Source organism: Streptomyces sp. NPDC002795 (assembly GCF_042888725.1).
GTDB lineage: Bacteria > Actinomycetota > Actinomycetes > Streptomycetales > Streptomycetaceae > Streptomyces.
The window spans coordinates 678,761-702,347 of sequence record NZ_JBIAQB010000002.1 but is presented as its reverse complement, the minus strand read 5'-3'; the positions used below and the strand labels follow the sequence as shown (position 1 = coordinate 702,347).

The 23,587-nt window shown below is 70.9% G+C and carries 22 protein-coding genes; 14 read left to right on the top strand and 8 right to left on the bottom strand.

Annotated features, from left to right (window positions below):
* Positions 1–6: 6 nt before the first annotated feature.
* Positions 7–1,467, top strand: coding sequence for a menaquinone biosynthesis decarboxylase (locus ACFYWS_RS07835; RefSeq protein ID WP_389270913.1), 1,461 nt, complete (start codon positions 7–9; stop codon positions 1,465–1,467).
* Positions 1,464–2,369, top strand: a complete 906-nt coding sequence (gene mqnP, locus ACFYWS_RS07830) for a menaquinone biosynthesis prenyltransferase MqnP (protein ID WP_389270910.1) — start codon at positions 1,464–1,466, stop codon at positions 2,367–2,369. The genes ACFYWS_RS07835 and mqnP overlap by 4 nt, the downstream gene beginning before the upstream one ends.
* Before the next feature lie 6 nt (positions 2,370–2,375).
* On the opposite strand, the gene ACFYWS_RS07825 is transcribed toward mqnP, so the two are convergent.
* On the bottom strand, positions 2,376–3,140 hold the full coding sequence (locus ACFYWS_RS07825) for a hypothetical protein (protein WP_389270907.1): 765 nt from the start codon (positions 3,138–3,140) through the stop codon (positions 2,376–2,378).
* 82 nt (positions 3,141–3,222) lie between these two features.
* Positions 3,223–3,840: a rhomboid family intramembrane serine protease gene (locus ACFYWS_RS07820; RefSeq protein ID WP_389270904.1), complete on the bottom strand. Its 618-nt coding sequence runs from the start codon at positions 3,838–3,840 to the stop codon at positions 3,223–3,225.
* An 81-nt stretch (positions 3,841–3,921) separates the two neighbouring features.
* Between ACFYWS_RS07820 and ACFYWS_RS07815 the strand changes: the two genes are divergently transcribed.
* The 3 genes from ACFYWS_RS07815 (at position 3,922) to mqnE (ending at position 6,488) form a co-directional block, all read left to right on the top strand.
* A complete protein-coding gene (locus ACFYWS_RS07815) occupies positions 3,922–4,605 on the top strand; it encodes a UbiX family flavin prenyltransferase (protein ID WP_389270901.1) in 684 nt (227 codons plus the stop codon).
* Positions 4,606–4,776: 171 nt separating this feature from the next.
* Positions 4,777–5,232 carry an Lrp/AsnC family transcriptional regulator gene (locus ACFYWS_RS07810; protein ID WP_266712846.1) on the top strand — a complete coding sequence of 152 codons (456 nt, stop codon included), beginning with the start codon at positions 4,777–4,779 and terminating at the stop codon, positions 5,230–5,232.
* Between the two features lie 92 nt (positions 5,233–5,324).
* Complete coding sequence (mqnE, locus tag ACFYWS_RS07805) at positions 5,325–6,488, top strand: aminofutalosine synthase MqnE (RefSeq protein ID WP_389270897.1); 1,164 nt, start codon at positions 5,325–5,327, stop codon at positions 6,486–6,488.
* 625 nt (positions 6,489–7,113) lie between these two features.
* Here the strand turns inward: mqnE and ACFYWS_RS07800 are convergent.
* The gene (locus tag ACFYWS_RS07800) at positions 7,114–7,638 is read right to left on the bottom strand and encodes a GNAT family N-acetyltransferase (protein ID WP_389270894.1); all 525 of its coding nucleotides are present in this window, start codon (positions 7,636–7,638) and stop codon (positions 7,114–7,116) included.
* Positions 7,639–7,798: 160 nt separating this feature from the next.
* On the opposite strand from ACFYWS_RS07800, the gene ACFYWS_RS07795 reads away from it, so the two are divergent.
* The 4 genes from ACFYWS_RS07795 (at position 7,799) to ACFYWS_RS07780 (ending at position 11,715) form a co-directional block, all read left to right on the top strand.
* Positions 7,799–8,377: a hypothetical protein gene (locus tag ACFYWS_RS07795; protein WP_389270891.1), complete on the top strand. Its 579-nt coding sequence runs from the start codon at positions 7,799–7,801 to the stop codon at positions 8,375–8,377.
* Between the two features lie 109 nt (positions 8,378–8,486).
* Positions 8,487–8,777: a DUF4229 domain-containing protein gene (locus tag ACFYWS_RS07790; protein ID WP_389270888.1), complete on the top strand. Its 291-nt coding sequence runs from the start codon at positions 8,487–8,489 to the stop codon at positions 8,775–8,777.
* 373 nt (positions 8,778–9,150) lie between these two features.
* Positions 9,151–10,470 carry a dicarboxylate/amino acid:cation symporter gene (locus ACFYWS_RS07785; protein ID WP_389270885.1) on the top strand — a complete coding sequence of 440 codons (1,320 nt, stop codon included), beginning with the start codon at positions 9,151–9,153 and terminating at the stop codon, positions 10,468–10,470.
* 564 nt (positions 10,471–11,034) lie between these two features.
* Positions 11,035–11,715, top strand: coding sequence for a TetR/AcrR family transcriptional regulator (locus ACFYWS_RS07780; RefSeq protein WP_389271772.1), 681 nt, complete (start codon positions 11,035–11,037; stop codon positions 11,713–11,715).
* Here the strand turns inward: ACFYWS_RS07780 and ACFYWS_RS07775 are convergent.
* Both ACFYWS_RS07775 and ACFYWS_RS07770 read right to left on the bottom strand, forming a co-directional pair.
* On the bottom strand, positions 11,684–12,535 hold the full coding sequence (locus tag ACFYWS_RS07775; protein ID WP_389270882.1) for a MaoC/PaaZ C-terminal domain-containing protein: 852 nt from the start codon (positions 12,533–12,535) through the stop codon (positions 11,684–11,686). The genes ACFYWS_RS07780 and ACFYWS_RS07775 overlap by 32 nt on opposite strands.
* A 500-nt stretch (positions 12,536–13,035) precedes the next feature.
* Positions 13,036–14,358 carry a 3-oxoacyl-ACP reductase gene (locus ACFYWS_RS07770; RefSeq protein WP_389270879.1) on the bottom strand — a complete coding sequence of 441 codons (1,323 nt, stop codon included), beginning with the start codon at positions 14,356–14,358 and terminating at the stop codon, positions 13,036–13,038.
* Between the two features lie 88 nt (positions 14,359–14,446).
* Here ACFYWS_RS07770 and ACFYWS_RS07765 point away from each other — a divergent pair, with 88 nt between their 5' ends.
* A complete protein-coding gene (locus ACFYWS_RS07765; protein WP_389270876.1) occupies positions 14,447–15,760 on the top strand; it encodes an acetyl-CoA C-acetyltransferase in 1,314 nt (437 codons plus the stop codon).
* A gap of 42 nt (positions 15,761–15,802) precedes the next feature.
* On the opposite strand, the gene ACFYWS_RS07760 is transcribed toward ACFYWS_RS07765, so the two are convergent.
* On the bottom strand, positions 15,803–16,657 hold the full coding sequence (locus ACFYWS_RS07760; RefSeq protein WP_389270873.1) for a helix-turn-helix domain-containing protein: 855 nt from the start codon (positions 16,655–16,657) through the stop codon (positions 15,803–15,805).
* Between the two features lie 256 nt (positions 16,658–16,913).
* Here ACFYWS_RS07760 and ACFYWS_RS07755 point away from each other — a divergent pair, with 256 nt between their 5' ends.
* Positions 16,914–18,323 carry an MFS transporter gene (locus tag ACFYWS_RS07755; RefSeq protein ID WP_389270870.1) on the top strand — a complete coding sequence of 470 codons (1,410 nt, stop codon included), beginning with the start codon at positions 16,914–16,916 and terminating at the stop codon, positions 18,321–18,323.
* A 53-nt stretch (positions 18,324–18,376) separates the two neighbouring features.
* Here the strand turns inward: ACFYWS_RS07755 and ACFYWS_RS07750 are convergent, their stop codons facing one another.
* Positions 18,377–19,195 carry a helix-turn-helix domain-containing protein gene (locus ACFYWS_RS07750; RefSeq protein WP_389270867.1) on the bottom strand — a complete coding sequence of 273 codons (819 nt, stop codon included), beginning with the start codon at positions 19,193–19,195 and terminating at the stop codon, positions 18,377–18,379.
* Here ACFYWS_RS07750 and ACFYWS_RS07745 point away from each other — a divergent pair.
* Positions 19,194–19,697 (top strand): DUF2000 family protein, encoded by a 504-nt coding sequence (locus tag ACFYWS_RS07745; protein ID WP_389270864.1) that lies wholly within the window; start codon positions 19,194–19,196, stop codon positions 19,695–19,697. The two genes, ACFYWS_RS07750 and ACFYWS_RS07745, sit on opposite strands and share 2 nt — an antisense overlap.
* 52 nt (positions 19,698–19,749) lie before the next feature.
* On the opposite strand, the gene ACFYWS_RS07740 is transcribed toward ACFYWS_RS07745, so the two are convergent.
* Positions 19,750–20,628: a MurR/RpiR family transcriptional regulator gene (locus ACFYWS_RS07740; RefSeq protein WP_389270861.1), complete on the bottom strand. Its 879-nt coding sequence runs from the start codon at positions 20,626–20,628 to the stop codon at positions 19,750–19,752.
* A gap of 138 nt (positions 20,629–20,766) precedes the next feature.
* Between ACFYWS_RS07740 and ACFYWS_RS07735 the strand changes: the two genes are divergently transcribed.
* Both ACFYWS_RS07735 and ACFYWS_RS07730 read left to right on the top strand, forming a co-directional pair.
* Positions 20,767–21,921 carry a C45 family autoproteolytic acyltransferase/hydolase gene (locus ACFYWS_RS07735; RefSeq protein WP_389270858.1) on the top strand — a complete coding sequence of 385 codons (1,155 nt, stop codon included), beginning with the start codon at positions 20,767–20,769 and terminating at the stop codon, positions 21,919–21,921.
* Positions 21,918–23,582, top strand: a complete 1,665-nt coding sequence (locus ACFYWS_RS07730) for an ABC transporter substrate-binding protein (protein WP_389270855.1) — start codon at positions 21,918–21,920, stop codon at positions 23,580–23,582. Before ACFYWS_RS07735 ends, ACFYWS_RS07730 begins: the two co-directional genes overlap by 4 nt.
* Positions 23,583–23,587: the final 5 nt, after the last annotated feature.

Genomic DNA, 23,587 nt, shown 5'->3' with positions numbered 1-23,587 from the left:
GAACGCATGGCTTACGACGATCTTCGCTCCCTGCTCAGGGCTCTGGAGCGCGAAGGCGACCTGAAGCGCATCAAGGCCGAGGTCGACCCGTATCTGGAGGTCGGTGAGATCGTCGACCGGGTGAACAAGGCCGGCGGCCCCGCCCTCCTCTTCGAGAACGTGAAGGGCGCGTCGATGCCCCTCGCGATGAACGTCTACGGCACGGACCGGCGCCTCCTCAAGGCGCTCGGCCTCAAGTCGTACGACGAGATCAGTGACAAGATCGGCGGGCTGCTGAAGCCGGAGCTGCCGCAGGGGTTCGTCGGCATCCGCGAGGCGTTCGGCAAGCTCGGCGCGATGACGCACGTACCGCCGAAGAAGGTGAAGTCGGAGGCCGCCCCCGTGCAGGAGGTGGTGCTGCACGGCGACGACGTCGACCTGGAGCAGCTCCCGGCCCTGTTCACCTGGCCCGAGGACGGCGGCTCCTTCTTCAATCTGGGGCTCACCCACACCAAGGACCCCGATACGGGCGTCCGCAACCTCGGGCTCTACCGCCTGCAGCGCCACGACAAGCGCACCATCGGCATGCACTGGCAGATCCACAAGGACAGCCGCAACCACTACCAGGTGGCCGCCAAGCGGGGCGAGAAGCTCCCGGTCGCGATCGCCTTCGGCTGCCCGCCGGCGGTCACGTACGCGTCGTCGGCGCCGCTGCCCGGTGACATGGACGAGTACATGCTGGCCGGGTTCCTCCAGGGCAAGCGCGTCGAGATGGTCGACTGCAAGACGGTGCCGCTCCAGGTCCCGGCCAACGCGGAAGTGGTCATCGAGGGCTGGCTGGAGCCGGGCGAGATGCTGCCGGAGGGGCCCTTCGGCGACCACACCGGTTTCTACACGCCGCAGGAGCCGTTCCCGGCGCTGAAGATCGACTGCGTGACGATGCGCAAGCGCCCGCTGCTCCAGTCGATCGTGGTGGGGCGCCCGCCGACGGAGGACGGTCCGCTGGGCCGCGCCACGGAGCGCTTCTTCCTGCCGCTGCTCAAGGTGATCGTCCCGGACATCGTGGACTACCACCTGCCCGAGTCCGGCGGCTTCCACAACTGCGCGATCGTCTCGATCGACAAGAAGTACCCGAAGCACGCCCAGAAGGTGATGAGCGCGGTCTGGGGCGCGCACATGATGTCGCTGACGAAGCTCGTGGTCGTCGTCGACTCCGATTGCGACGTCCACGATCTTCATGAAGTCTCGTGGCGCGCCCTCGGGAACACGGACTACGCCCGTGACCTGACGGTGGCCGAGGGGCCCGTCGACCACCTCGACCACGCCTCGTACCAGCAGTTCTGGGGCGGCAAGGCGGGCATCGACGCGACGAAGAAGTGGCCCGAGGAGGGCTACACGCGGGACGGAGGCTGGCCGGAGATGGTCGTCTCCGACCCCCGTACGGCGGCTCTGGTGGACCGCCGTTGGAAGGAGTACGGACTCTCGTGACCAGCGCTTCAGCAGCAATCCCGCAGCAGCCGGGACGGACCAAGGCGTTTCTGCGCCTGGTCATGATCGAGCACTCGGTCTTCGCGCTGCCCTTCGCGTACATCGCCGCGCTGACGGCCATGTTCGAGCTGGACGGGAACATCCACTGGGGACGCCTGCTCCTGGTCACCGTCGCGATGGTCGGCCTGCGGACGTTCGCGATGGCGGCGAACCGGATCATCGACCGGGAGATCGACGCACGCAACCCGCGCACGGCCCACCGCGAACTCGTCACCGGCGCGATGTCGGTGAAGACCGCGTGGACCGGCGCGCTGGTCGCGCTCGTCGTCTTCCTCGGCGCGGCGGCGCTCCTGAACCCGCTCTGCCTGGCCCTGGCGCCCATCGCGGTGATCCCGATGGTGGTCTACCCGTACGGCAAGCGGTTCACGAACTTCCCGCAGGCGATCCTCGGCCTCGCCCAGGCGATGGGCCCGATCGGGGCGTGGATCGCGATCACGGGGGAGTGGTCCTGGACCGCGGTCATCCTCGGTCTCGCCGTCGGCATCTGGATCGGCGGCTTCGACCTGATCTACGCATGTCAGGACGTGGAGACGGACCGCGAGGTCGGCGTGAAGTCGGTCCCGGCCCGCTTCGGCATCCCCGGGGCGATCTGGGGCGCGCGTGTCTGCCACACCCTCACGACGGCCCTGTTCGTCTGGTACGCCGTGGCCACCGACGCGGGCACCTTCTTCTGGGCCGGCCTCGTGATCGTCGCGGGCGCCTTCCTCTACGAGCACACGATCGTGAAGCCCCACGACCTCTCCCGTCTGAACCGGGCGTTCTTCCAGGTCAACGGCTTCATCGGGATCGCGCTGTTCGTGTGCGCGCTGCTGGACCTGCTGGTGCGGGGCCTGACGGTCTAGGACCCGTCAGACGGGTTGTTCCGTGCCGCCGCCGCTGCCGTCGGCGCGGAGCAGCCGCAGGAACGCCTTGAGCCCGGTGATGATCTCCTGGTTGTCCGTCAGCCGGTTCACCACCGCCTCGAACTCGCGGCTCAGCGCCGCGATCCGCTGGTCCGCGCGGTCGGCGCGCCGGTGGGCGGAGAGGCCGACCGCGTCCACGGACGTCCGCAGTTCACCCAGGGCCCGGTACGTCTCCTCGGCCTTCTCCTCCTGGACGGTGGCGCCCTTCTGCAGCGCCGCCACGGCCGTCCGCACCGAGGCGACGTCGTCGCGCGGGAAGCGCACCTCGCGGTGGAGCGTGGTGAGCCGGCGGCGCAGCGCGCCGAAGTAGGAGCCCGCCGGGCGGAAGACCGTGCTGAGCAGATAGAGCCCGGCCAGCCAGTAGCCCGCGGTCCGCCCCGTCGCCCACGCGGCGAACACCGTGACGGCCCCCGTGGCCAGGTGCGCGCCGATCGCGATGCGCAGGATGACGGCGGCGATCCGGGCGGCCTCCGCGTCCCGGTCGGCGGGTACGGCCATGCCCTTCTCGCGGCTGACGCGGGCCTCGTGCACGACGGCACGGGCGCGGAAGTAGAGATTCCAGGGCACGGTCAGCAGCAGCACCAGCCACAGCAGGCACAGTGCTCCACCCCCGGTGAGCAGCAGCGTCTCGGCGGGGACACCGAGTACGTGGACCAGGACGAGGGCGGCGACGAATGCCGCGCCGCACAGCATCAGATATCGGGCCTTCATGGCCCCACCCTGTCCCGCCGCGTGCCCGGGCGCGTGGGCCCGTGTACTCAGCCGTGTACTCGACCGCGTACTCGGCCCGTACTCAATCGGCCTGCGTGACCGGCGGTCTGCGCAGTACGAACGCCGCCGCCACCCCGGCCAGCAGCCCGATCAGATGCCCCTGCCAGCTCACCCCGTCGTTCGTGGGGGAGAGGCCCGCAAGGAACGTCGTGCCCCAGACCGCGGCTATCAGGACGCCGGCGACGACGCCGAGCGGCCTGCGCTCCACGAAACCGGACAGCACGACGAAGCCGAACAGGCCGAATATCAGGCCCGACGCGCCCGCCGTGTTCGTGTGCGCCGGGGCCACCAGCCACACCCCGATGCCGTCCGCGACGACGATCAGGGCGCAGGCCAGGAAGAAACGGCGCAGGCCGCCGAGCGCGGCGACGAAGCCGAGGACCAGGAGGGGTATCGAGTTCGCCGCAACGTGGCCGAAGCCGAAGTGGATGAAGGAGGCCGGGACGACGTCGATCAGTTCGGAAGGCTCGCGCGGCTGGATGCCGAAGCCGTCAAGGGCGTGTCCCGACGCCGCGTCGATCACTTCGAGGAGCCAGAGCAGGGCCACCCAGGCGAGCATCACCTTCGCCGCCGTGAGCACCCGCCCGCGCGTCGGCCGGCGCCGAACTGCCGCCCGGCCCATTCCGTCTTCGTATGTCATCCCGTCCCCCACCCGTCATGGGATGAACGGCCACCGCCCCTGCTCAAGTTCCCCCGCCGGACCGCCGGATAGGCTCGTGGTGTGGAGCACGTCAATGCAAACAGCCGCAAGCCCTGGGTCGTCGGGGTGTCCGGAGCGTCAGGTACCCCGTACGCCGCTTCCGTGCTGCGCGCCCTGCTCGCGGCGGGCGAAGCCGTGGACCTCGTCGTCTCGCGGGCCTCGCGGCTCACGCTGCTCGACGAGACGGGGATCGGCCTGCGGGACGCGCACTGGCGCGAGGACTTGGCCCAGTGGCTGGCGCGCGGCGCCGACGGCAAGCCGGACACGTTCGGAGAGATCGGCCTCGACGACGTGCGGTACTGGCCCGCGGGGGATCTCGCGGCAGGGCCCTCATCGGGCTCGTACGCGGTCAAGGGCATGATCATCGTGCCCGCTTCGACGGCGTGCGTGGCGGGTGTCGCACTCGGCCTCTCGAAGGATCTGTTGCAGCGCGCGGCGAGTGTGACCCTCAAGGAGCGGCGGCCGCTGATCGTCGCCGTACGGGAGACGCCGCTGAACGGGCAGACCCTCAAGCACCTGGTGACGCTCGACGAGGCGGGCGCCGTGGTGCTGCCGGCGTCACCGGCGTTCTACGCGGGGGCGACGCACATCCAGGACCTTGTGGACTTCGTCGCGGGGCGGGCGCTGGACGCGGCGGGAGTGCCGCACACGCTGTACCGCCGGTGGGAGGGAGAGCTCGGGGGAGCCTCCCGCGAATCCGGGTGACGCGGTACCAGGTCTCCGATGGTCGTCGCTTGGATCTTGGCTTGGATCTTCGCTTGGATCCGCGCTAACCCAAGGGGTGGACTTTAGATTTTGCGAGGGAAAACCCTAGCGCGCCTTCGATCGTGCACATAAGCTCGCGTCAACGCTGAACAATGAAAGGCATTGGACCTTATGGACGCCGTGGACAGGCAGCTCATCCAGGCCCTGCGCGAGAACGGGCGCGCCTCGTATGCGGAGTTGGGCCGGCTCGTCGGTCTGTCAGGACCCAGCGTCACGGACCGCATCAACCGCCTTGAGGCCGCCGGAGTGATCACCGGCTACCGCGCCACCGTCGACTCCGCCTCGCTCGGCCTCGGTGTCACCGCCCTCATCGGCATCTCGCTCTCCGACGCGGCCGACCACGAGGACGTGGCGCACCGCCTGCGCGATCTGCACGAGATCGAGGACTGCTGGTTCATCGCGGGCGACGACTCGTACATGCTGAAGGTCCGCGCGGGCGACGTGGACAGCCTGGAGCGGACGATCCGTCGCCTCAGCGGCACGAAGGGCGTGTCCCGGACGCGTACCACGATCATTCTCTCCACGAAGTGGGAGAACCGGGTGGGGGAGCTTCCCGAAGAGGTGTGACGAGCCGCCCAGGGTCCGGGCCCTGCCAGGGGACTGTCGGTGCGGCGGCGTACGGTGGGGACCGGTCGTTGAGCGAGGAGAGGTACGGGCACATGGACGCAGGGCTCAAGCGCGAGCTGGAGCAGAAGGTCAGGGACGGTGAGCGGCTGTCCCGCGAGGACGGCATCGCGCTCTACGAGTCGGACGACCTGGCCTGGCTCGGCGGCCTCGCCCACGAGGTGCGCACGCGTAAGAACGGCGACGTCGTGCACTTCAACGTGAACCGTCATCTGAACATGACGAACGTGTGCACCGCGTCGTGCGCCTACTGCTCCTTCCAGCGCAAGCCCGGCGAGAAGGACGCCTACACGATGCGCATCGAGGAGGCCGTCAAGCTCGCCCAGGAGATGGAGTCGGAGAACCTCACGGAACTCCACATCGTCAACGGGCTGCACCCGAACCTTCCGTGGCGGTACTACCCGCGCTCGCTCAAGGCCCTCAAGGAGGCCCTGCCGAACGTCGGACTGAAGGCCTTCACGGCGACCGAGATCCATCACTTCGAGAAGATCTCCGGGATGAGCGCGAGCGAGATCCTCGACGAGCTGATCGAGGCGGGGCTCGAATCCCTCACCGGTGGCGGCGCCGAGATCTTCGACTGGGAGATCCGGCAGCACATCGTCGACCACGACACCCACTGGGAGGACTGGTCGCGGATCCACCGCCTCGCGCACGAGAAGGGCCTCAAGACGCCCAGCACGATGCTGTACGGGCACATCGAGGAGCCCCGGCACCGCGTCGACCACGTGCTGCGGCTGCGTGAACTGCAGGACGAGACCGGCGGTTTCCAGGTCTTCATCCCGCTGCGCTACCAGCACGACTTCGTGGACATGCGGGACGGCAAGGTCAGGAACCGTCTGCAGGAGCGGACGACGATGGCCACGGGCGCCGAGGCGCTGAAGACGTTCGCCGTGTCGCGGCTGCTGTTCGACAACGTGCCGCACGTGAAGTGCTTCTGGGTCATGCACGGGCTGCACACCACGCAGCTCGCGCTGCAGCACGGGGCGGACGACATGGACGGCTCGGTCGTCGAGTACAAGATCACGCATGACGCGGACAACTACGGCACGCCGAACAAGATGACGCGTGAGGATCTGCTCGACCTGATCAGGGACGCGGGGTTCCGGCCGGTGGAGCGGAATACGCGGTACGAGATCATTCGGGAGTACGAGGGGGCGGATCCGGGGCGGCGGGATGCGCCGCAGCCGATGCGGATTTGATTGTGGCGGGTCCCGGTTGTTGCCGGGGCCCGTTTTCGTTGCGGTCGTCGTCCTCCTCGGTCGCGGGGCGCTGCCCCGGACCCCGCGCCTCAAGCGCCGGCGGGGCTGGAAGGTGTGGGGCGCTGTCTCGGGTCCGGCGCTTCAAGTGTCGCGGGGGTGGAGAGAGTGGGGCGCTGTCTTGGGTCCCGGGCTTCAAGTGTCGCGGGGGTGGAGAGAGTGGGGCGCTGCCCCGGACCCTGCGCCTCAAGCGCCGGCGGGGCTGGAAGGTGTGGGGCGTTGTCTCGGGTCCGGCGCTTCAAGTGTCGGCGGGGGTGGAGAGAGTGGGGCGCTGTCTTGGGTCCCGGGCTTCAAGCGTCGGCGGGGCTGGAAAGAGCGGGGCGCTGCCCCGGACCCTGCGCTTCAAGCGCCAGCGGGGCTGGAAGGTGTGGGGCGTTGCCTCGGGGCCGGCGCTTCAAGTGTCGGCGGGGGTGGAGAGAGTGGGGCGCTGCCCCGGACCCTGCGCTTCAAGCGCCAGCGGGGCTGGAAGGTGTGGGGCGTTGCCTCGGGTCCGGCGCTTCAAGTGTCGGCGGGGGTGGAGAGAGTGGGGCGCTGTCTTGGGGGCCGCGCTTCAAGTGTCGGCGGGGCTCTAAATGAGGGGCAGCATCATGTGGATGTCGTCGCGGTCGTCGCCCGGGGATACCCGGATTGCGCCTGGGACGCGGCCGACTTCCTTGTAGTCGCACGCCGCGTAGAAGGCGTCCGCGCCCGTGCCGCCGCGGCAGGTGAGGCGGATGGCCTCGATGCCCTCGAAGGTGCGGGCCACCTCGGCGGCGGTCGACATCAGGGCGCGGCCGTAGCCCTTGCCCTGGTGACCGGGGTGGACCATCACCGTGTAGAGCCACAAGTGGTGCTTCATCAGGCGGTGTTGGCTGTACGCGAGGAAGGCCGACGCGGCGACCCGGCCGTGCTCGTCGCGGCCCACGAGGAGCCGGGTCCGGCCCCCGGCGAGGTCGGCGAGGCGCTTGACCAGCTCGGGGCGTATGTCCTCGGGAGTGACCGGAGGGACGAAGCCGACCGCGCCGCCGGCGTTCGTGACGTCCGACCACAGGGCGAGGAGCCCGTCGCGCAGGTCGGGGTCGACCGAGGGGTCGAGGGTGAAGTGCAGGGGCATGGGCGGAGCCTAACCACGGGGTTCCGGGGTGTGTTCGGGACGTTCGTATGCCGGGATCGGGACCTTTGGCCGTAGGGAAGGGGTAAGCACCGGGCGTAGCTTGTGAATGTATTCACGAGCGGATCGCACCGCAGGGTGCGCAAGGAAGAAGGCGACGGCCATGGCCCTCCACGCATCGGACAGTCCCGCCCGACACGGCGCCGCGGGCGCCCCGCGCCGGGGTGCCGGCAGTCAGGACGACGTCGTCGTCCGCGCGCCCGCCGCCCGCGGTGTCCTCGCCGCGTCCCGCGTGCTCGTCGGCTTCTACTTCCTGTGGGCCTTCCTCGACAAGACCTTCGGCCTCGGGAAGGCGACCCCCTCCAGCGGAAGCTGGCTGAACGGCGGCAGCCCCACCGAAGGGTTCCTGCTGCACGGCACGACCGGCCCCTTCGCCCACGTCTTCGACTCCGTGGCCGGTGTCTGGTGGCTCGACCTGGTCTTCATGCTCGGCCTGCTCGGCGTCGGCCTCGCCATGATCCTCGGCGTCGGCATGCGGATCGCGGCCGCCGCGGGAACGTTGATGATGGCCTCCATGTGGCTCGTCACGCTGTGGCCCGACAGCAACCCGTTCATGGACGACCACTGGATGATCGCGCTCGTCCTGCTGATCACCGCGGCGACGGGCGCCGGCCGGTACTACGGCCTCGGCGGGGTGTGGGCCCAGCTGCCCGCCGTCCGCAAGAACCGCTGGCTGGTCTGACGCCGGGACTCCGCGAGCCCCCGCTGGAATCGGACGCCCCTCCCCGTGCTTCACTGGAGGGGCGCTCGTCCTGTAAGGGCACCATTTCGGAACGGAAGAGTGGATTGACATGCTCCGCTACACGCTGATGCGGCTCGGGGTCTTCGTGGGCTGCTTCCTCGTCGTCTGGGGCCTCGTCGCCACCGGCATCGTGCCCGCTGGCATCGGTGGCTCCTACTGGCTGTGGATCGCGCTGCTCGGCCTGGTGGTGTCCGCACCCATCAGCTACATCGTGCTGCGCGGTGAGCGCGACCGCGCCTCCAAGAAGGTCGTCGCCCGCGTGGACCGCGCGAAGTCGAACATGGCGGCCAACCGCTCCATGGAGGACGACGCGGACGACGCCGCCCGCTCGGCCTCGTAAGCTTCCTCACACCTCGTACGACCCCGGCACCGGATCTGGTGCCGGGGTCGCCTGCATTTTCAAGGTAAATGCCGCTTTGGGGCCGTACGGGCACCTCGTCTGCCCCAAAGAAGCCCTTTGATGTTCCCAAAGCCGCGGTGTTAACGTTCCTGTCATGAAGACATCAGTTGCGCCTCGAACCGCCATGAGCGTCGCGCTCGTGGAGCGCCTGCATGTCGATCTCTGCCGCTGCATGTCCGCGGCCTGTCGCGCCTGATCGCGAAGTTCCGACTTCCCTGGCCGAAGCGATGCAGCGGCGTCGTTGACCCGTCTCACGGTTGCCGCTCCTGTACGCCCCTGACTTGTCCCCGCGTGTCATCACTGGAGTGCCTCCGTGTCCGCGAACACCCCCGCAGCCGAACAGAAGTCCGGCTTCCGAATACCCAAGATCCCGTTCTGGGCGCAGATCCTGGGCGGCCTCGTCCTGGGTGTGCTGCTCGGCTGGCTGGCCCGGAACCAGGACATATCCTGGCTGGTCACCACCCTGCAGAAGGTCGGCGACACCTTCATCCAGCTCCTGAAGCTGGCCGTCGCCCCGCTCGTCTTCTTCGCGATCCTGGTGTCCATCACCAACCTTCGTAAGGTCAACAACGCCGCCCGGCTCGCCACGCGCACGCTGCTCTGGTTCATGGTCACGTCGCTGATCGCGGTCGTCATCGGCCTCGCCATCGGGCTGCTCACCAACCCGGGCGCCGGCACGGGCCTGACCCCGAAGGACGGCGCCAAGCCGGAACAGGCCGGATCCTGGATCGACTTCCTCACCGGCATCATCCCGACGGACATCATCACGCCGTTCACCCAGCTGAACGTGCTGCAGATCGTCTTCATGGCCGCCGTCGCCGGCATCGCCATCCTGAAGGTCGGCGAGAAGGCCCAGCCGATCCTCACCCTCTCCGAGTCCGTCCTGGAGCTGCTCCAGAAGGCCCTGTGGTGGGTCATCAAGCTCGCCCCGATCGGCACCATCGGCCTCATCGGCAACGCCATCGCCACGTACGGCTGGAACCTGATCAGCAAGTACGCGACGTTCACCGCCGACATCTACGTCGGTTGCGCCCTGGTCCTCTTCGGCGTCTACCCGCTGCTGCTCGCCACGGTCGCCAAGCTGAGCCCGCTGCAGTTCTTCAAGGGCGCCTGGCCCGCGATCCAGCTGGCCTTCGTCTCCCGCTCCTCCGTCGGCACGATGCCGCTCACCCAGCGGGTCACCGAGCGCCTCGGCGTCCCGAAGGACTACGCCTCCTTCTCCGTGCCGTTCGGTTCGACGACGAAGATGGACGGTTGCGCCTCGATCTACCCGGCGATCGCCGCGATCTTCGTCGCGCAGATCTTCGGCATCGACCTGAACGTCGGTGACTACCTGCTCATCGCCTTCGTGTCGGTGATCGGCTCCGCCGCCACGGCCGGTCTGACGGGCGCCACGGTCATGCTGACGCTGACCCTGTCGACGCTCGGCCTCCCGATGGAGGGCGTCGGCCTGCTCCTCGCGATCGACCCGATCCTGGACATGATGAGGACGGCGACGAACGTCGCGGGCCAGGCCCTCGTCCCGGTGCTCGTCTCCGCGCGCGAGAAGATCCTCGACCGCGACGCCTACAACAGCGCGACGTCCTCCCCGGTGGACGAGCCGCAGGAGGTGGCCGTGACGGCCGCCGCCTGACGTCCCCCAGGCTCGTCCCACACGAAGTCCCGCCTTTCCCGTTCCGGGGGGCGGGACTTCGTGCGTCTGCGGTTGGCCGGGGGGCGGGGTTGGGGCCGGGGGTGTTGTGGCGCGGTGACGGGGGCTGGGCTGGGCCGGGGCGGTGGCCGAGGGTCTTGTTACGCGGGCCGTGCCTTGTCCGGCTGGGCCGGTGCCCGCCCATCTCCCACCCGCCGCCCCCTCCGGGGGCTACGGCCCCCGCGGGGTGGTGCCTGTTTGCGCGGCACCGCCGGTTCTGGACTGTGCCGGGGTCGGTGCCCGTGGTGATGGGTGCGCGGCACCGGGGTGCCGCCTTGCCCACCCTGCCGCCCCAGGCGGCAGATTGCCCAAGGCGGCGGGGGACGGGCTGCCGCCAAGGGTGGTGAAGGTTGGCCGTTGTGGGTGGGGTGTCGGGGGTGGAGGTCTGTGGTGGGGAGAGGTCCTTCGTAGCGGGGAGAGCGAGGCGGGCTGCGTACGCTGGAGTGTGCAGAGTGGGCGAGGGAAGGTGGCTGGGTGCGCGGTGACGGGGTGGTGCGGCAGAAGAGGATGCCGCGGGCCGAGCGGGAGCGGCAGATGCTGGACGCCGCGGTGCGGGTGTTCGGGAAGCGGGGGTACCGGGCCGCGTCGATGGACGAGATCGCCGTACTGGCGGGCGTGTCCAAGCCGTTGGTGTACCTGTACCTGAACTCGAAGGACGACCTGTTCAGCGCCTGTATCCGGCGGGAGGCGAAGGCGCTGGTCGACGCGGTCCGGGCGGGCGTACGCACGGACGTGGCCGCCGACCGGCAGCTGTGGGAGGGCCTGACCGCCTTCTTCGCGCACACCGCCGAACGCCCGGACGGCTGGGCGGTGTTGCACAGTCAGGCGCGTTCCGGCGGGGACTCTCCCGCAGGGGCCACGGGGGAACCCATCGCCGCCGAGGTCGTCGCGATGCGTGAGGAGATCGTCGCGTTCGTGACCCATCTGATCGCGGAGGCCGCACGCGAGGCGCACGGCAACCCGGAGCTGGCCGAGCGGGAGGTCGCGGGCCTCGCCCAGGCCCTGGTCGGCGCGGCGGAAGCGCTGGCGAACTGGGCGAACACCGACGCGTCGGTGTCCGCGAAGGAGGCCGCCACGACGTTGATGAACTTCGCCTGGTCGGGCCTCGGCAACCTGATGGTCGGCGAGCGCTGGTCGGAAGGGTCCTGGACCAGTGCTAGTCCGCCAACTCGTGCACCTCGCCCGTGACATGCGTGCGGGAGCCGTCCGGCGAGCGCAGTTCGAAGGCCGGGCCCTGCTCCGCGTACGTCACCTCGCCCGGCAGCAGTACCGGCGCCTTGAAGCGGGCCTGTACGTGGACGGGTCCGCGCGCCTTGTGCTCCGCCAGGCAGCGGGCCACCGTCCACATGCCGTGTGCGATGGCGCGCGGGAAGCCGAAGAGGCGGGCCGTGAGCGGGTGCAGGTGGATGGGGTTGCGGTCGCCGGACGCGGCGGCGTAGCGGCGGCCGAGGTCGTCGGAGAGCTGCCAGCGGGCGAGTTCGGGAAGCGGATCGGCGGAGTTTTGCGGCTGCTCGGCAGTGGGTGCGGAGGTCCTGTGCCGCGCGAGGTATGTACTGGTCGACTGCCACACCGGTACTCCCTCGGCGTGCAGCTCGGTGACGACGACGGCCTCCGTGCCGCGGCGGTGCGGCCGCAACTCCTGGGCGTGGACGGCCAGTTCGAACGTTTCGGTCGGTGACAGGTCGCGCTGCTGCGTGATCTCGATCGACGTGTGGACGAGGCCGAGCACCGGCAGCGGGAACGCGCGCTGCGACATCAGCCGCATGGCCAGCGGGAAGCCCAGGATGTGCGGGTAGGTGACGGGCAGTTCGGGCCGCTCGGTCGCGAACCCGCAGGCGCGTTCGTACGCGGTGAGGTGGTTCTGCGCGACCCGGAGCCCGGGGACGGCAAGCCGCGTGTCGGGCAGCGAGGCGCCCTGGCGGGGCCGCTTGAACGGGGAGAGCGCGGCGCCGCGGAGCATGAGGGGGAGGAGTGAGGGGACGGCGTCGAGGGTGACGGTACGGGTCATGGGAGGGGTCCTAGCGAGGTGACGGGTGAATACATCGAGCCCTGCGACGGGTGGGCATGTCGAGCCCGTGTGGCGGGTGGGCACGTCGAGCCCCTGCGACGGGTGGGCACGTCGAGCCCGTGCGGCGGGTGGGCCTGTCGAGCCCGTGCAGCGGGGCGGGCCTGTCAAGCCCCTGCGGCGGGCGCGGCGAGTGGGCACGTCAAGCCTCCAGCGGCGGCAGGGCATATCAGTCCCTTGCGACGGGTGGGCATGTCGAGCTCGTGCGGCGGGTGGGCCTGTCAAGCCCCTGCGGCGGGCGCGGCGGGTGGGCACATCAAGCCCCCAGCGGCGGCAGGGCATATCAGTCCCTTGCGACGGGTGGGCGAATCAAGCCCCTGCGGCGATTGAGCAGCGGGGTCCGGGGCGGAGCCCCGAGGCCGGAGGACGGATAGGCGCACCGGGCGGGCCGGGCCCACCCAGCCCCGAGGCCAAGCCCACCCGTCCCGATCGGCCCGGAGGGCTTACGCGCCGAGCAAGGACTGCCCGCACACCCGCACCACCTGACCGTTCACCGCCCCCGACCCCGGGCACGCGAACCAGGACGTCGTCTCCGCCACGTCCACCGGAAGACCGCCCTGCCCAAGGGAGTTCATGCGTCGCCCGGCCTCCCGGATGAACAGCGGGACGGCCGCCGTCATCTTGGTCTCGATGAAGCCGGGGGCCACCGCGTTCACCGTGACCCCGTGCTCGGCGGCGGCCCGCGGCGCCAGGGAGCGTACGAGGCCGACGATGCCCGCCTTGCTGGCCGCGTAGTTGGTCTGCCCGACGTTGCCCGCGATCCCGGCGATGGAGGCGGTGGCGACGATCGACCCGCCGCGGCGCACGGTCCCCGCATCGAGGAGCGCGTCCGTCGTCCGCAGCACGCTCGCGAGGTTGACCTCCAGGACCGAACTCCAGCGCTCGGCAGGCATGTTGGCCAGGCGCCGGTCGCGGGTGATGCCCGCGTTGTGCACGAGTACGTCCAGGCCGTCGGGTACGGACTCCGCGATCCGCTCACCCGCGTCGCCCGCCGTGATGTCCAGCGGCAGCGCGCGCCCGCCGAGCCGCTCCGCCACCTTCGCGAGGTCGGCCCCGGCGGACGGTACGTCGAGCAGGACGACCTCGGCCCCGTCCCGTACGAGGGTCTCGGCGACGGCCTCGCCGATGCCGCGGGCGGCGCCGGTGACGAGTGCGGTGCGTCCGGCGAGCGGCCGGTCCCAGTCCTCGGGAAGCGTCAACTCACCGCTCGTAGCGCCCACTTGGATCACCTGCCCGCTCACGTACGCCGACCTCGGTGACAGCAGGAAGCGCAGGGTCGACTCGGATCCGGCCACCGGGCCCGCGACACGCACCAGGTTCACGGTGCGGCCGCGCCCGATCTCCTTGCCGAGTGAGCGCACGAAGCCTTCGAGGCCCTGCTGCACGGCCGCCTGGTGGTGGTCCTCGGGTGACGGGGGTGCGCCGAGGACGACCACGCGCCCGCCCGGGGCGAGGGAGCGGACGACCGGGTGCAGCGTGGCGTGCACTTCGGCGAGGGAGTCGAGGCCGGTCACGGCGGTGGCGTCCACGACGGCGGCGACGGGCCGCTCGGCCGACGGCGTGACGTCGAGGCCGGTGTCGGCGAGCAGTTTCCCGAGCTCCTCCCGGTGCGCGGGCTCTCCCGCCGTGAGGTACAGCAACTGCCCGTCCAGGCGCGGGTGTTCGGGGCTGTGGCGGAGCAGCGGTGCGGGTTGCGGCAGGCCGAGGCGGCGGGTCAGGAAGCGGCCGGGGGCCGTGCCGGTGAAGTTCAGATAGCGGTCGGCCATTGTCCAGCTCCCAGCTCGATCGTAAATTTACTGCGGAGTAAGGTTACCCGTTGGTCAGAACTTGTCGAGAGCTCAGGAGCTGCCGGACATGGCGCGAACCCCGAAGGGCCCTGCCGCCCCCGTCCTAGGAAACGCCCCGCGTCGTGTCGCCGTCGTCGCCGGCAACCGCATCCCGTTCGCGCGCTCCGACGGCCCGTACGCGACCGCGTCGAACCAGGACATGCTGACCGCCGCGCTCGACGGCCTCGTCGGGCGGACGAAGCTCCATGAGCCGGGCGCCGTCGGCGAGTTCGTGGCGGGCGCCGTGCTCAAGCACAGCCGCGACTTCAACCTGGCGCGCGAGACCGTGCTCGGCTCGATGCTGGACGCGCGCACGCCCGCGTACGACATCCAGCAGGCCTGCGGCACCGGTCTACAGGCTGTGATCGCCGCCGCCAACAAGATCGCGCTCGGCCAGACCGAGAGCGCGATCGCGGGCGGCTCCGACACCGCGAGCGACGCCCCGCTCGGCGTCAACGACGCGCTGCGCAAGATCCTGCTGGAGGCCCGCCGTGCGAAGTCGGCGGGCGCCAGGATCAGGGCGCTCGCCAAGGTCAGGCCGGGCCACCTGGCCCCCGACATCCCGCGCAACGCCGAGCCGCGCACCCGCCTGTCCATGGGCGAGCACGCCGCCGTCACCGCGCGTGCGTGGGGCATCGCGCGCGAGGCCCAGGACGAGCTCGCGGCCACCAGTCATCAGCGGCTGGCGGCGGCGTACGAGCGCGGCTTCCTGGACGAACTCGTGGTCCCGTACAGGGGACTTGAGCGCGACCAGAACCTGCGGCCGGGTTCGACGGTCGAGAAACTCGGCACGCTGAAGCCGGTGTTCGGGGTCGAGGGCGGGAACCCGACCATGACGGCAGGGAATTCGACGCCGCTGACGGACGGCGCGGCGGTGGTGCTGCTCGCGAGCGAGGAGTGGGCGAAGGCCCGCGGCCTTGAGCCGCTCGCGTATCTGACCGCGTACGAGACGGCGGCGGTGGACTTCGTCGGGGGTGACGTCGCGGGTGGTGACGGCGACGGGCTGCTCATGGCGCCCGCGTACGCCGTGCCGCGGATGCTGGAGCGGGCCGGGCTCGGGGTCGAGGACTTCGACCTGTTCGAGGTGCACGAGGCGTTCGCCTCGCAGGTGCTGGCGACGCTCGCCGCGTGGGAGAAGGCGGGGCTCGCGCCGGTCGACCGGGACCGGTTGAACGTGGCGGGGTCGTCGCTGGCGACCGGGCATCCGTTCGCGGCGACGGGGGCGAGGATCGTCGCCACGCTTGCCAAGTTGTTGGCGGAGCGGGGTGGTTCGGGTCGTGGGCTGATCTCGATCTGCGCCGCGGGTGGGCAGGGGGTCACGGCGGTCTTGGAGCGGGCCTGAACCGTGGTTGACGCCTCGGGGCTCCGCCCCGGACCCCGCTGCTCAATCGCCGCAGGGGCTTATATTCGCCGGGTCCAGCTTCAGTGCAGCCGCCTCGTCCGCCGACCCCGCAGGGGCCTGGTAGACGACCATCCGCTGCCCGTCCGTACGCGCCAACTGCATCACCTCGAAGGTGAGCGTCATCGCGCCGACCTTCGGATGGTCGAAGGACTTCGTTCCGCCGCTGCGTTCCTGGACGTCGTACCGGTTCCAGATGCGGGCGAAGTCGGGTGACTTCAGGAGGAGTTCGCCGACAAGCGCCGCCATCCTCGGGTCGTCCGCCTCCGTGCCGCCGATGGCACGCAGGTGGGCGACCGACGCGCTCACCGTCTCCTCCCACGGCACGTACAGGGCCCGCCCGACCGGGTGCAGGAAGAGATAGCGGGTGACGTTGCGCTGCTCGGCGGGCAGGTCCCACAGGCCGGGCAGCAGGCGACGGCCCGGCGCGTTCGCGGCGAGCACGTAGTTGAAGCGGCTGACCACGTACGCGGGCAGCGGACGCAGCGCCTCCAGCATCCGGAGCACCGAATCGCGCACCGTGTCGTCGGTGGTGGGGCGGGGCTCGGTGTGCCTGCCGGAGGCCATCTCGGCCAGGTCGTGCAGGCGTTCGTGGGCGTCGCCGCGCAGCCGCAGCGCGCGGGCGATGGCGTCGATCACGGCGGGGGAGGGGTTGGTCTCGCGGCCCCGCTCCAGGCGGGTGTAGTAGTCGACGCTCACTCCGGAGAGCGTCGCCAGCTCCTCGCGCCGCAGCCCGGGTGTGCGCCGCAGGCCCGTGCCGGCGGGCAGACCCGCGTCGGCCGGTGTCACCTGCCCCCTGCGGGCCCGCAGGTAGCGGCCCAGTTCCGTGGTCTCAGCCATACGTGCATTGTCCATGGTCGTCGAGGGCGGTGGGGGGCCGTGTCAGGGCCAGGAACGCGGCACCCCGGTGGAGCGCGGCCTGCCACCTTTCGCCGCGCGGCCGCAGAGTGGTCCTCGCTGCGGGTGGCCGGCAGGCAAGGGCCCTACTGACGGATCGGTCAGCAGGGCCCGCGGGCCCAGGGAGTGCATGTCACAGGGCCGCGGCCCGTGCCCGCCGCCCACCCGCACTTCGAACACCGTGCCCCAGGAGGACAGCGTGACCACCGTCGCCCCCAGAGTCCGTACGCAACCGGTGCGGGAGGCCCCGGCCCGCCGCACCGGCCGGACCCCCGCCCTCCTCGCCGCGCTGCTCGGCTTCGCCGTGATCACCATCGACGTATCGGCCGTGAACATCGCCCTGCCCGGCATCCGCGACGATCTGCACAGCGGCATGACCGGGCTGCAGTGGGTGGCGGACGCGTACACGCTGATGTTCGCCGGTCTGATGCTGTCGGCCGGGGCGCTCTCCGACCGCACGGGCGCCCGCCGCGCCTACGTCCTCGGCACCGCCCTGTTCACCCTCGCCTCGCTGGCCTGCGCCGTCGCGCCCGGCCTCGGTGCGCTGATCGCGGCCCGTGTCGTGCAGGGCGGGGCGGCCGCCGTGCTGATGCCGGCGTCGCTCGCGCTGATCCGGGAGGCGTACGACGACGCACGGCGGCGGGCGCGGGCGATCGCCCTGTGGACGGTCGGCGGATCGGTGTCGATGGCGGCGGGCCCGGTGCTCGGCGGCGTACTCACCGAACACGTCGGCTGGCGAGCGGTGTTCTTCCTCAACCTGCCCGTGGGCGCGGCGATCCTGCTCCTCCTGACGAAGGTCGCCCCCTCGCCCCGCCGCCCGGCGCCGCTGGACATCCCCGGCCAGATCAGCGCCGTCCTCACGCTCGCGGGCCTGACCTTCGCCGTCATCGAGGGCGGCCGCGCGGGTCTCGCGGCGTTCGCCGTGGCGGTCGTCTCCGCGATCACCTTCTACGTGACGGAGAGACGCCACCGCGCCCCCATGGTCCCGCTGACCATGCTGCGCGACCGCACGGTCTCGGTGTCCCTCGCGGTCGGCTTCGCCATCAACGTCGGCTTCTACGGTGTGGTGTTCCTGCTCGGCCTCTACCTCCAGCAGCTGCGGGGCATGTCCGCGACGGCGGCGGGCCTGGTCTTCGTACCGCTGGCCGTACTGATCACCGGCACGAACCTGATCTCGCCGCGTGCGGCCGAACGCTTCGGCCGCCGCCCGGTCGTCGTCATCGGCCAACTCGTCCTGGCCCTCGCGATGTTCGCGCTGCTGCCGCTGACCGCGCACACGCCCACCTGGCTGCTCCTGGCGCTGCTCGTCCCGACGGGCCTCGGCGGCGCGTTCGCGGTCCCCGCGGTGACGGCGATGCTGATGGACGCGGTCCCGGGCCCGCGCGTGGGCACGGCGTCCGGCCTCCTCAACGCCCTGCGCCAGACCGGCGGCGCGCTGGCGGTGGCCGTCTTCGGATCCCTCCTGGCGGCCAACGGCGAGGGCACGTTCTCCCTGGGCGGGATGCGGGTGAGCCTGGTGGCGGCGGGCGTGCTTCTGGTGGCGACGGCGGTCCTGAGCGGGGCGCTCCTACAGCGGAAATCAACCCAATCAAGCCCCGCCGGCGATTGAGGCGCGGGGTCCGGGGCAGCGCCCCGCGACGTCAACCACGGCCGGCCGCAACATCACCGGCCCCGCGCATAGCGCCCCGGCGGCACCCCCACCACCCGCTTGAAGCACCGCGTCAGATGCGACTGGTCATAGAACCCACACGCCTCCGCCACCTCCGCGATCGCCCGCCCACCCAGGAGCAGCCGCCGCGCCCGGTCCACCCGCCGCGCCATCACGTACTGGTGCGGAGCGATCCCGTACGCGGCACCGAAGGACCGCACCAGATGCGCCGGGTGCGCGTGCACCAGTGAGGCGGCCTCCTTGAGGTCGACGCCGGCGACGAGGCGGGCGTCGAGCAGTTCCCGCAGCGCGCCCGCGACCCGGCGGTTGGCCAGGGGCTTGCGGGAGTCGGCGAGCGCCGGTCGCAGCCGCTCCCGGAGCCGCTCCCCGACGAGCGTGAGACGGGCCGCGGCCTCCAGCTCGTCGCCGGGGTGCGCGAGCGCCGCGTGCAGCTGCCCGATGCGCTGCCGCAGCAGCGGATCCACCAGGTCGGGGCGGTCCACGGCGGCCCCGATGAACGAGGCGTCGAGCGGTCCGTCGTCCGCCGCGTCCAGATACAGGACCCGCTTGCGGAACCCGTCGGGCGTGGCGGCCTGCCCGTTGTGCGGAACGTGCGGCGGCAGCAGCGAGACGGTGCCGAGCGGGGTCCCGTGCTCGTGCCGCTCCAGGTCGTAGCGGACCGCGCCCTCGTCGACGATGAGGAGCGTCCAGGTGTCGTGCACGTGCATCGGGTAGGCGTGCCGCGTGAAGTGGGCGTGGAAGACCTCCGTGACGCCCGGTACCCGGGGCCGCCACGCGGTGATCTCCTCACCCGTAGAACCGCCGGTCGCCATGCAAAAAACGTACAAGACCGGCGGGGACCGTGGACGGCAGTCTCAATCCATGAGCACCGAGAACACCACCCCCGCCGCCGCCCCGGCCCCCGTCCGCTTCGACACCAAGATCGCCGTGCTGCTCCGGGACGACCTGGAGACCTGGCAGCGCCTGAACGTGACGGCGTTCCTGGTCAGCGGCCTCGGCACGGAGCTGCCCGAGGTGATCGGGGAGCCGTACGAGGACGCGGACGGCACCCCGTACCTGCCGATGTTCCGGCAGCCGGTGCTGGTCTTCGAGGGCGGCAAGGAACTGCTGAAGACCGCCCACGAACGCGCTCTGCGCCGCGCTCTGCCCCGCTCCGTCTTCACGTCCGACCTCTTCACCACCGGCAACGACACCGACAACCGGGCGGCCCTGCGAGCCGTCACCACGGCCGATCTGGACCTGGTGGGCCTCGCCGTGTACGGGCCGAGGAACGCGGTCGACAAGGTGCTGAAGGGCGCGCGTATGCACGGGTGAGGTGCCTGCGGAAGCCCCGCGAGACGCGGCGGCCCGGTGGCCGTCGCCGGGCCTACTTCCTCCGGTGGTTCAACAACTGCTCCCGCAGCACCGTGAGTTGATGCGAGGTCTCCACGGCGATGCCCTCGTCCAGCGTCGTCAGCGCCAGCAGCAGCGCGTCCGACACCATCAGCGCCGTCAGTGCCTCCGTGGTGATCCCCGTGGGTGTGTGCGGGGCGGTGAGCACCGCGTCGACCCGCTCCCCGTACCGTTCGGCCAGCTCGTCCGTCACCAGGACGACCCGCGCGCCCACCGCCCGCGCCCGGTCGATCAGCACCGTCAGCTCGGGCAGGTCGCGGCCCGGCTGGAAGATCACGACCGCGTCGCCCTGGCGCAGCCGCAGCAGATGGTCCGCGAGCGTGAACCCCGTGGCTCCGATGTACTGTGCCCTGCGCCCGACCCTGCCGAGCGCCAACGCCAGGTGTCGCGCGGCGAGTTCGGAGGCCGCTGCTCCGTAGCAGTGGATCTCGCCGGCCTCCGCCAGGGCCTTCACGGCGTCCCGCAGCGCCTCGCCGGGCGTCAGGCGTCGGGCGTGCTCGATGCGCTCGGCGGCCTCGTCGAACACCTCGCCCCAGATGGCGTCCAGGTCGCGGCCGACGTGGTCGATGCGCTGCTTGAGCCGCACCTCGGGGGCCACCGCGGACGTGAGGTCCGAGGCCAGCTCCCGCTTGAGCGCGGGCAGTCCCGCGTACCCGAGCCGCTGAAGTGTCCGCACCACGCTCGCGTTGCTGGTGCCGCTCGCCGTTCCCAGCTCCTGGGCGGAGGCGAACAGCAGGGATTCGGCGGGCGCGCTCACCAGGTACTGGGCCACCGCCCGCTCGGACGCGGACAGCTCGTCCCAGTGCTCGCGCACGGCGCCTCGTAGCCGGGCGACCCCGTCGGTAATCTCCATTACAGCTATTGACTCTCGTGTGACGGCCGTTACTCTCCTGGGCAACACGTTCCACGTGGAGAGCATCTCGTAATCGACGTTACAGCACGGTTTTCGGTAGCGGACCCGCTTCGGATCCTCTCCGTGGCAAGGAGAACCATGGCACCCCGGACCCTCCCGGTCATCGACATCAGCGGCACCCCTCTGGCCCGTGGCCGCCAGTACGGCGAGGCCGTACGCCCCCAACTGCACGCCGCCATCGGCTACTACGAGCAGGCCTTCGGCCAGTCCGCCGGGCTGACCTGGGACCGGGTCACCGCACGCGCGGCCCGCTGGCTGGAGCCGGTGCGCGCGTACGCCCCCGAACTCCTCGACGAGATGCGGGGGATCGCCGATGGAGCGGGTGTCGACGTCCTGGACGTCCTCGCGCTCAACGCCCGCGGCGAGGTCATCTACGACCGCTCCTTCAAGGACATGGCCGCCCCCGAAGAACCGGAGGAGCCCGCAGAGGGCTGTACCTCCTTCGCCGCCTTCGGCGAGGCCAGCGGTGACGGCCACGTATGGGCGGGGCAGAACTGGGACTGGCGGGCCGGCGTCGCCGACACCGTCGTCATGATCCGGATCGAGCAGCCGCCCAAGCCCACCGTGATCATGCAGGTGGAGGCGGGCCAGATCGGCCGCCAGGGCGCCAACTCCGCCGGAATCGCCCTCAACGCCAACGGCCTCGGCGGCCGCTTCAACGACGCGATCGGCCTCCCGCAGACCGTCGTCCGGCGCAGCGTCCTCGACACGCACACCGTCACCGACGCCCTCGACGTGCTGTGCCGCACCCGCGCCCACATCGCCTCCAACGCCCTGCTGACCTGCCGGGAGGGCTACGCGATCGACCTGGAGACGACGCCCGCGGGCATCGGCTGGCTGCACCCGACGGACGGCCTGCTCGTGCACGGCAACCACTACCAGGCGGGCGTCCCCGCGGCCCTCGCCGCCGACTACCGGCCGATGTCCTCGGACTCGCTCGTCCGCGTGCCCCGCGCCGAACAGGGCCTCGCCGCCCTCCGTAACGCCACAGGACCCGACGAGTCCCGCAAGCTGATCAAGCAGGCGATGTCGGACCACCTGGGCCTGCCCGAGTCCCTGTGCACCCACCCCGACGCCCGCGAGCCCGAGGTCAAGCACTGGATGACACTCGTCTCCTCCTGCGTGGACCTGACCAGCGGCGACTACCACGTCACCGCCGGCACCCCCTGCGACCGCGACTACCAGCACCTGCCCTGGAACCTCTACGACGGCCCGTACGGAGACGCCCGATGAGACGCGCGATGACGCCGAAGCCCCGAAGAGTGCCGGCCGCGGCCCTGCTCGCCACGGCCGCCCTCCTCGTCACCACCGCCTGCGCGGGCGCCGACCGCCCCGAGGGCGAGGGCGGCGGCACCCCGGCCGCCGACCTGAAGCTGGACGCCACCACTCCCGCCGCCAACGGCCCCGTAGAGAAGGTGAACTGGCTCCTTGAGGACGAGCCGGACTCCCTCGACCTGGACGCGCAGGGCGGCAGCGCGGGCCGCGTCGTCCTCACCAACGTCTGCGAGCGCCTCTACCAGCTCCAGCCGGACATGACGACGAAACCGCTGCTCGCCGAGGACTCCGAGACGTCCGACGGCGGAAAGCAGCTGACCTTCACCGTCCGCGACGACGTCACCTTCCACGACGGCACGAAGCTGACCGCCGACGACGTGCTGTGGTCGCTGAAGCGGCACGCCTCCAAGGACATGGAACAGTCCGACGAGTTCGAGAACGTCACCTCGATGAAGAAGACGGCGCCGCACCGCGTCACCGTCACCTTCAAGACACCCGACGCCATGTTCCTCAAGGCCATGGCGGGCGACGCGGGCATCGTCTGGAACAAGGACCAAGTCACCAAATCGGGCAAGGAGTTCGGCACGCCGGGACAGCCCGACGCCTGCTCGGGACCGTACGAGCTCGCCCGCTGGGAGTCCGGCGACTCGATCACCATCCGCGCCTACGACGGCTACTGGGGCAAGAAGCCGCTCACCCGCCAGGTCGTCTTCCGCTGGGCCTCCGACAGCGCCCTGGTCAACGCGCTCAAGACGGGCGCGGCCGACGGCGCGTACGCGGAGTCCCCGAACACGGCGGCGGCGCTGCGCGCGGACAAGGACCTGGCGCAGTACTACGGCCCCTCCACCGCGTCCCTCGCCCTCATCCCCACCGACCGCGGCGGCCTCACCGACCCGAGGATCCGCCGCGCCCTCTCGCTCTCCCTCGACCGCACGGGCATCGCCGACTCCGGCTACGGCGGCCTCGTGCAGCCGTGGGCGTCACCGGTCGGCTCGGGCGCCTGGGGCTACGAGAAGGCCGCATTCGCCGCTGCTCAGAAGGAGTTGGCGCGCTTCGCCCCCGCCTCTCCCAGCGCATCCGACATCGCCCGCGCCAAGAAGCTCGTCAAGGAGGCCGGCGCCCCCACCGAACCCGTCGTCATCGGCACCGACGCCAGCCAGGGCCGCACGGTCATCGCGAACGCCACCCGCGCCGCCCTGCAACGCGTCGGCATCCGCGCCGAGATCAAGACCGTGCCGACGGCCCAGTTCGAGGAGTTCTACAGCGATCCGACGGCCCGCGCCGACATCGACGTACTCGTGGGCGACTGGTACATCTCCAAGGCCGACCCCATGGGCTTCTACGACAACGGGCTCTCCGACTCCCCGAACAACTGGGTCGGCTTCAAGGACGCCACGTACGACCGGCAGGTGAAGCGGGCGCTCGGCACCCTCGACGACGCGGCCCGCGCGAAGCTCGCCACCGCCGTCCAGCGCACGTTCGTCGAGTCCGCGGTGTGGATCCCGGTGGCCCAGGTGCCCACGATCCTCGTCCTGGACAAGAAACTGACCGGGCCGACGGCCTCGCAGTCCTATCTCTACTACCCGTGGGCCGCGGGGCTCGGCGCGAGGAAGGGGTAGTCGTG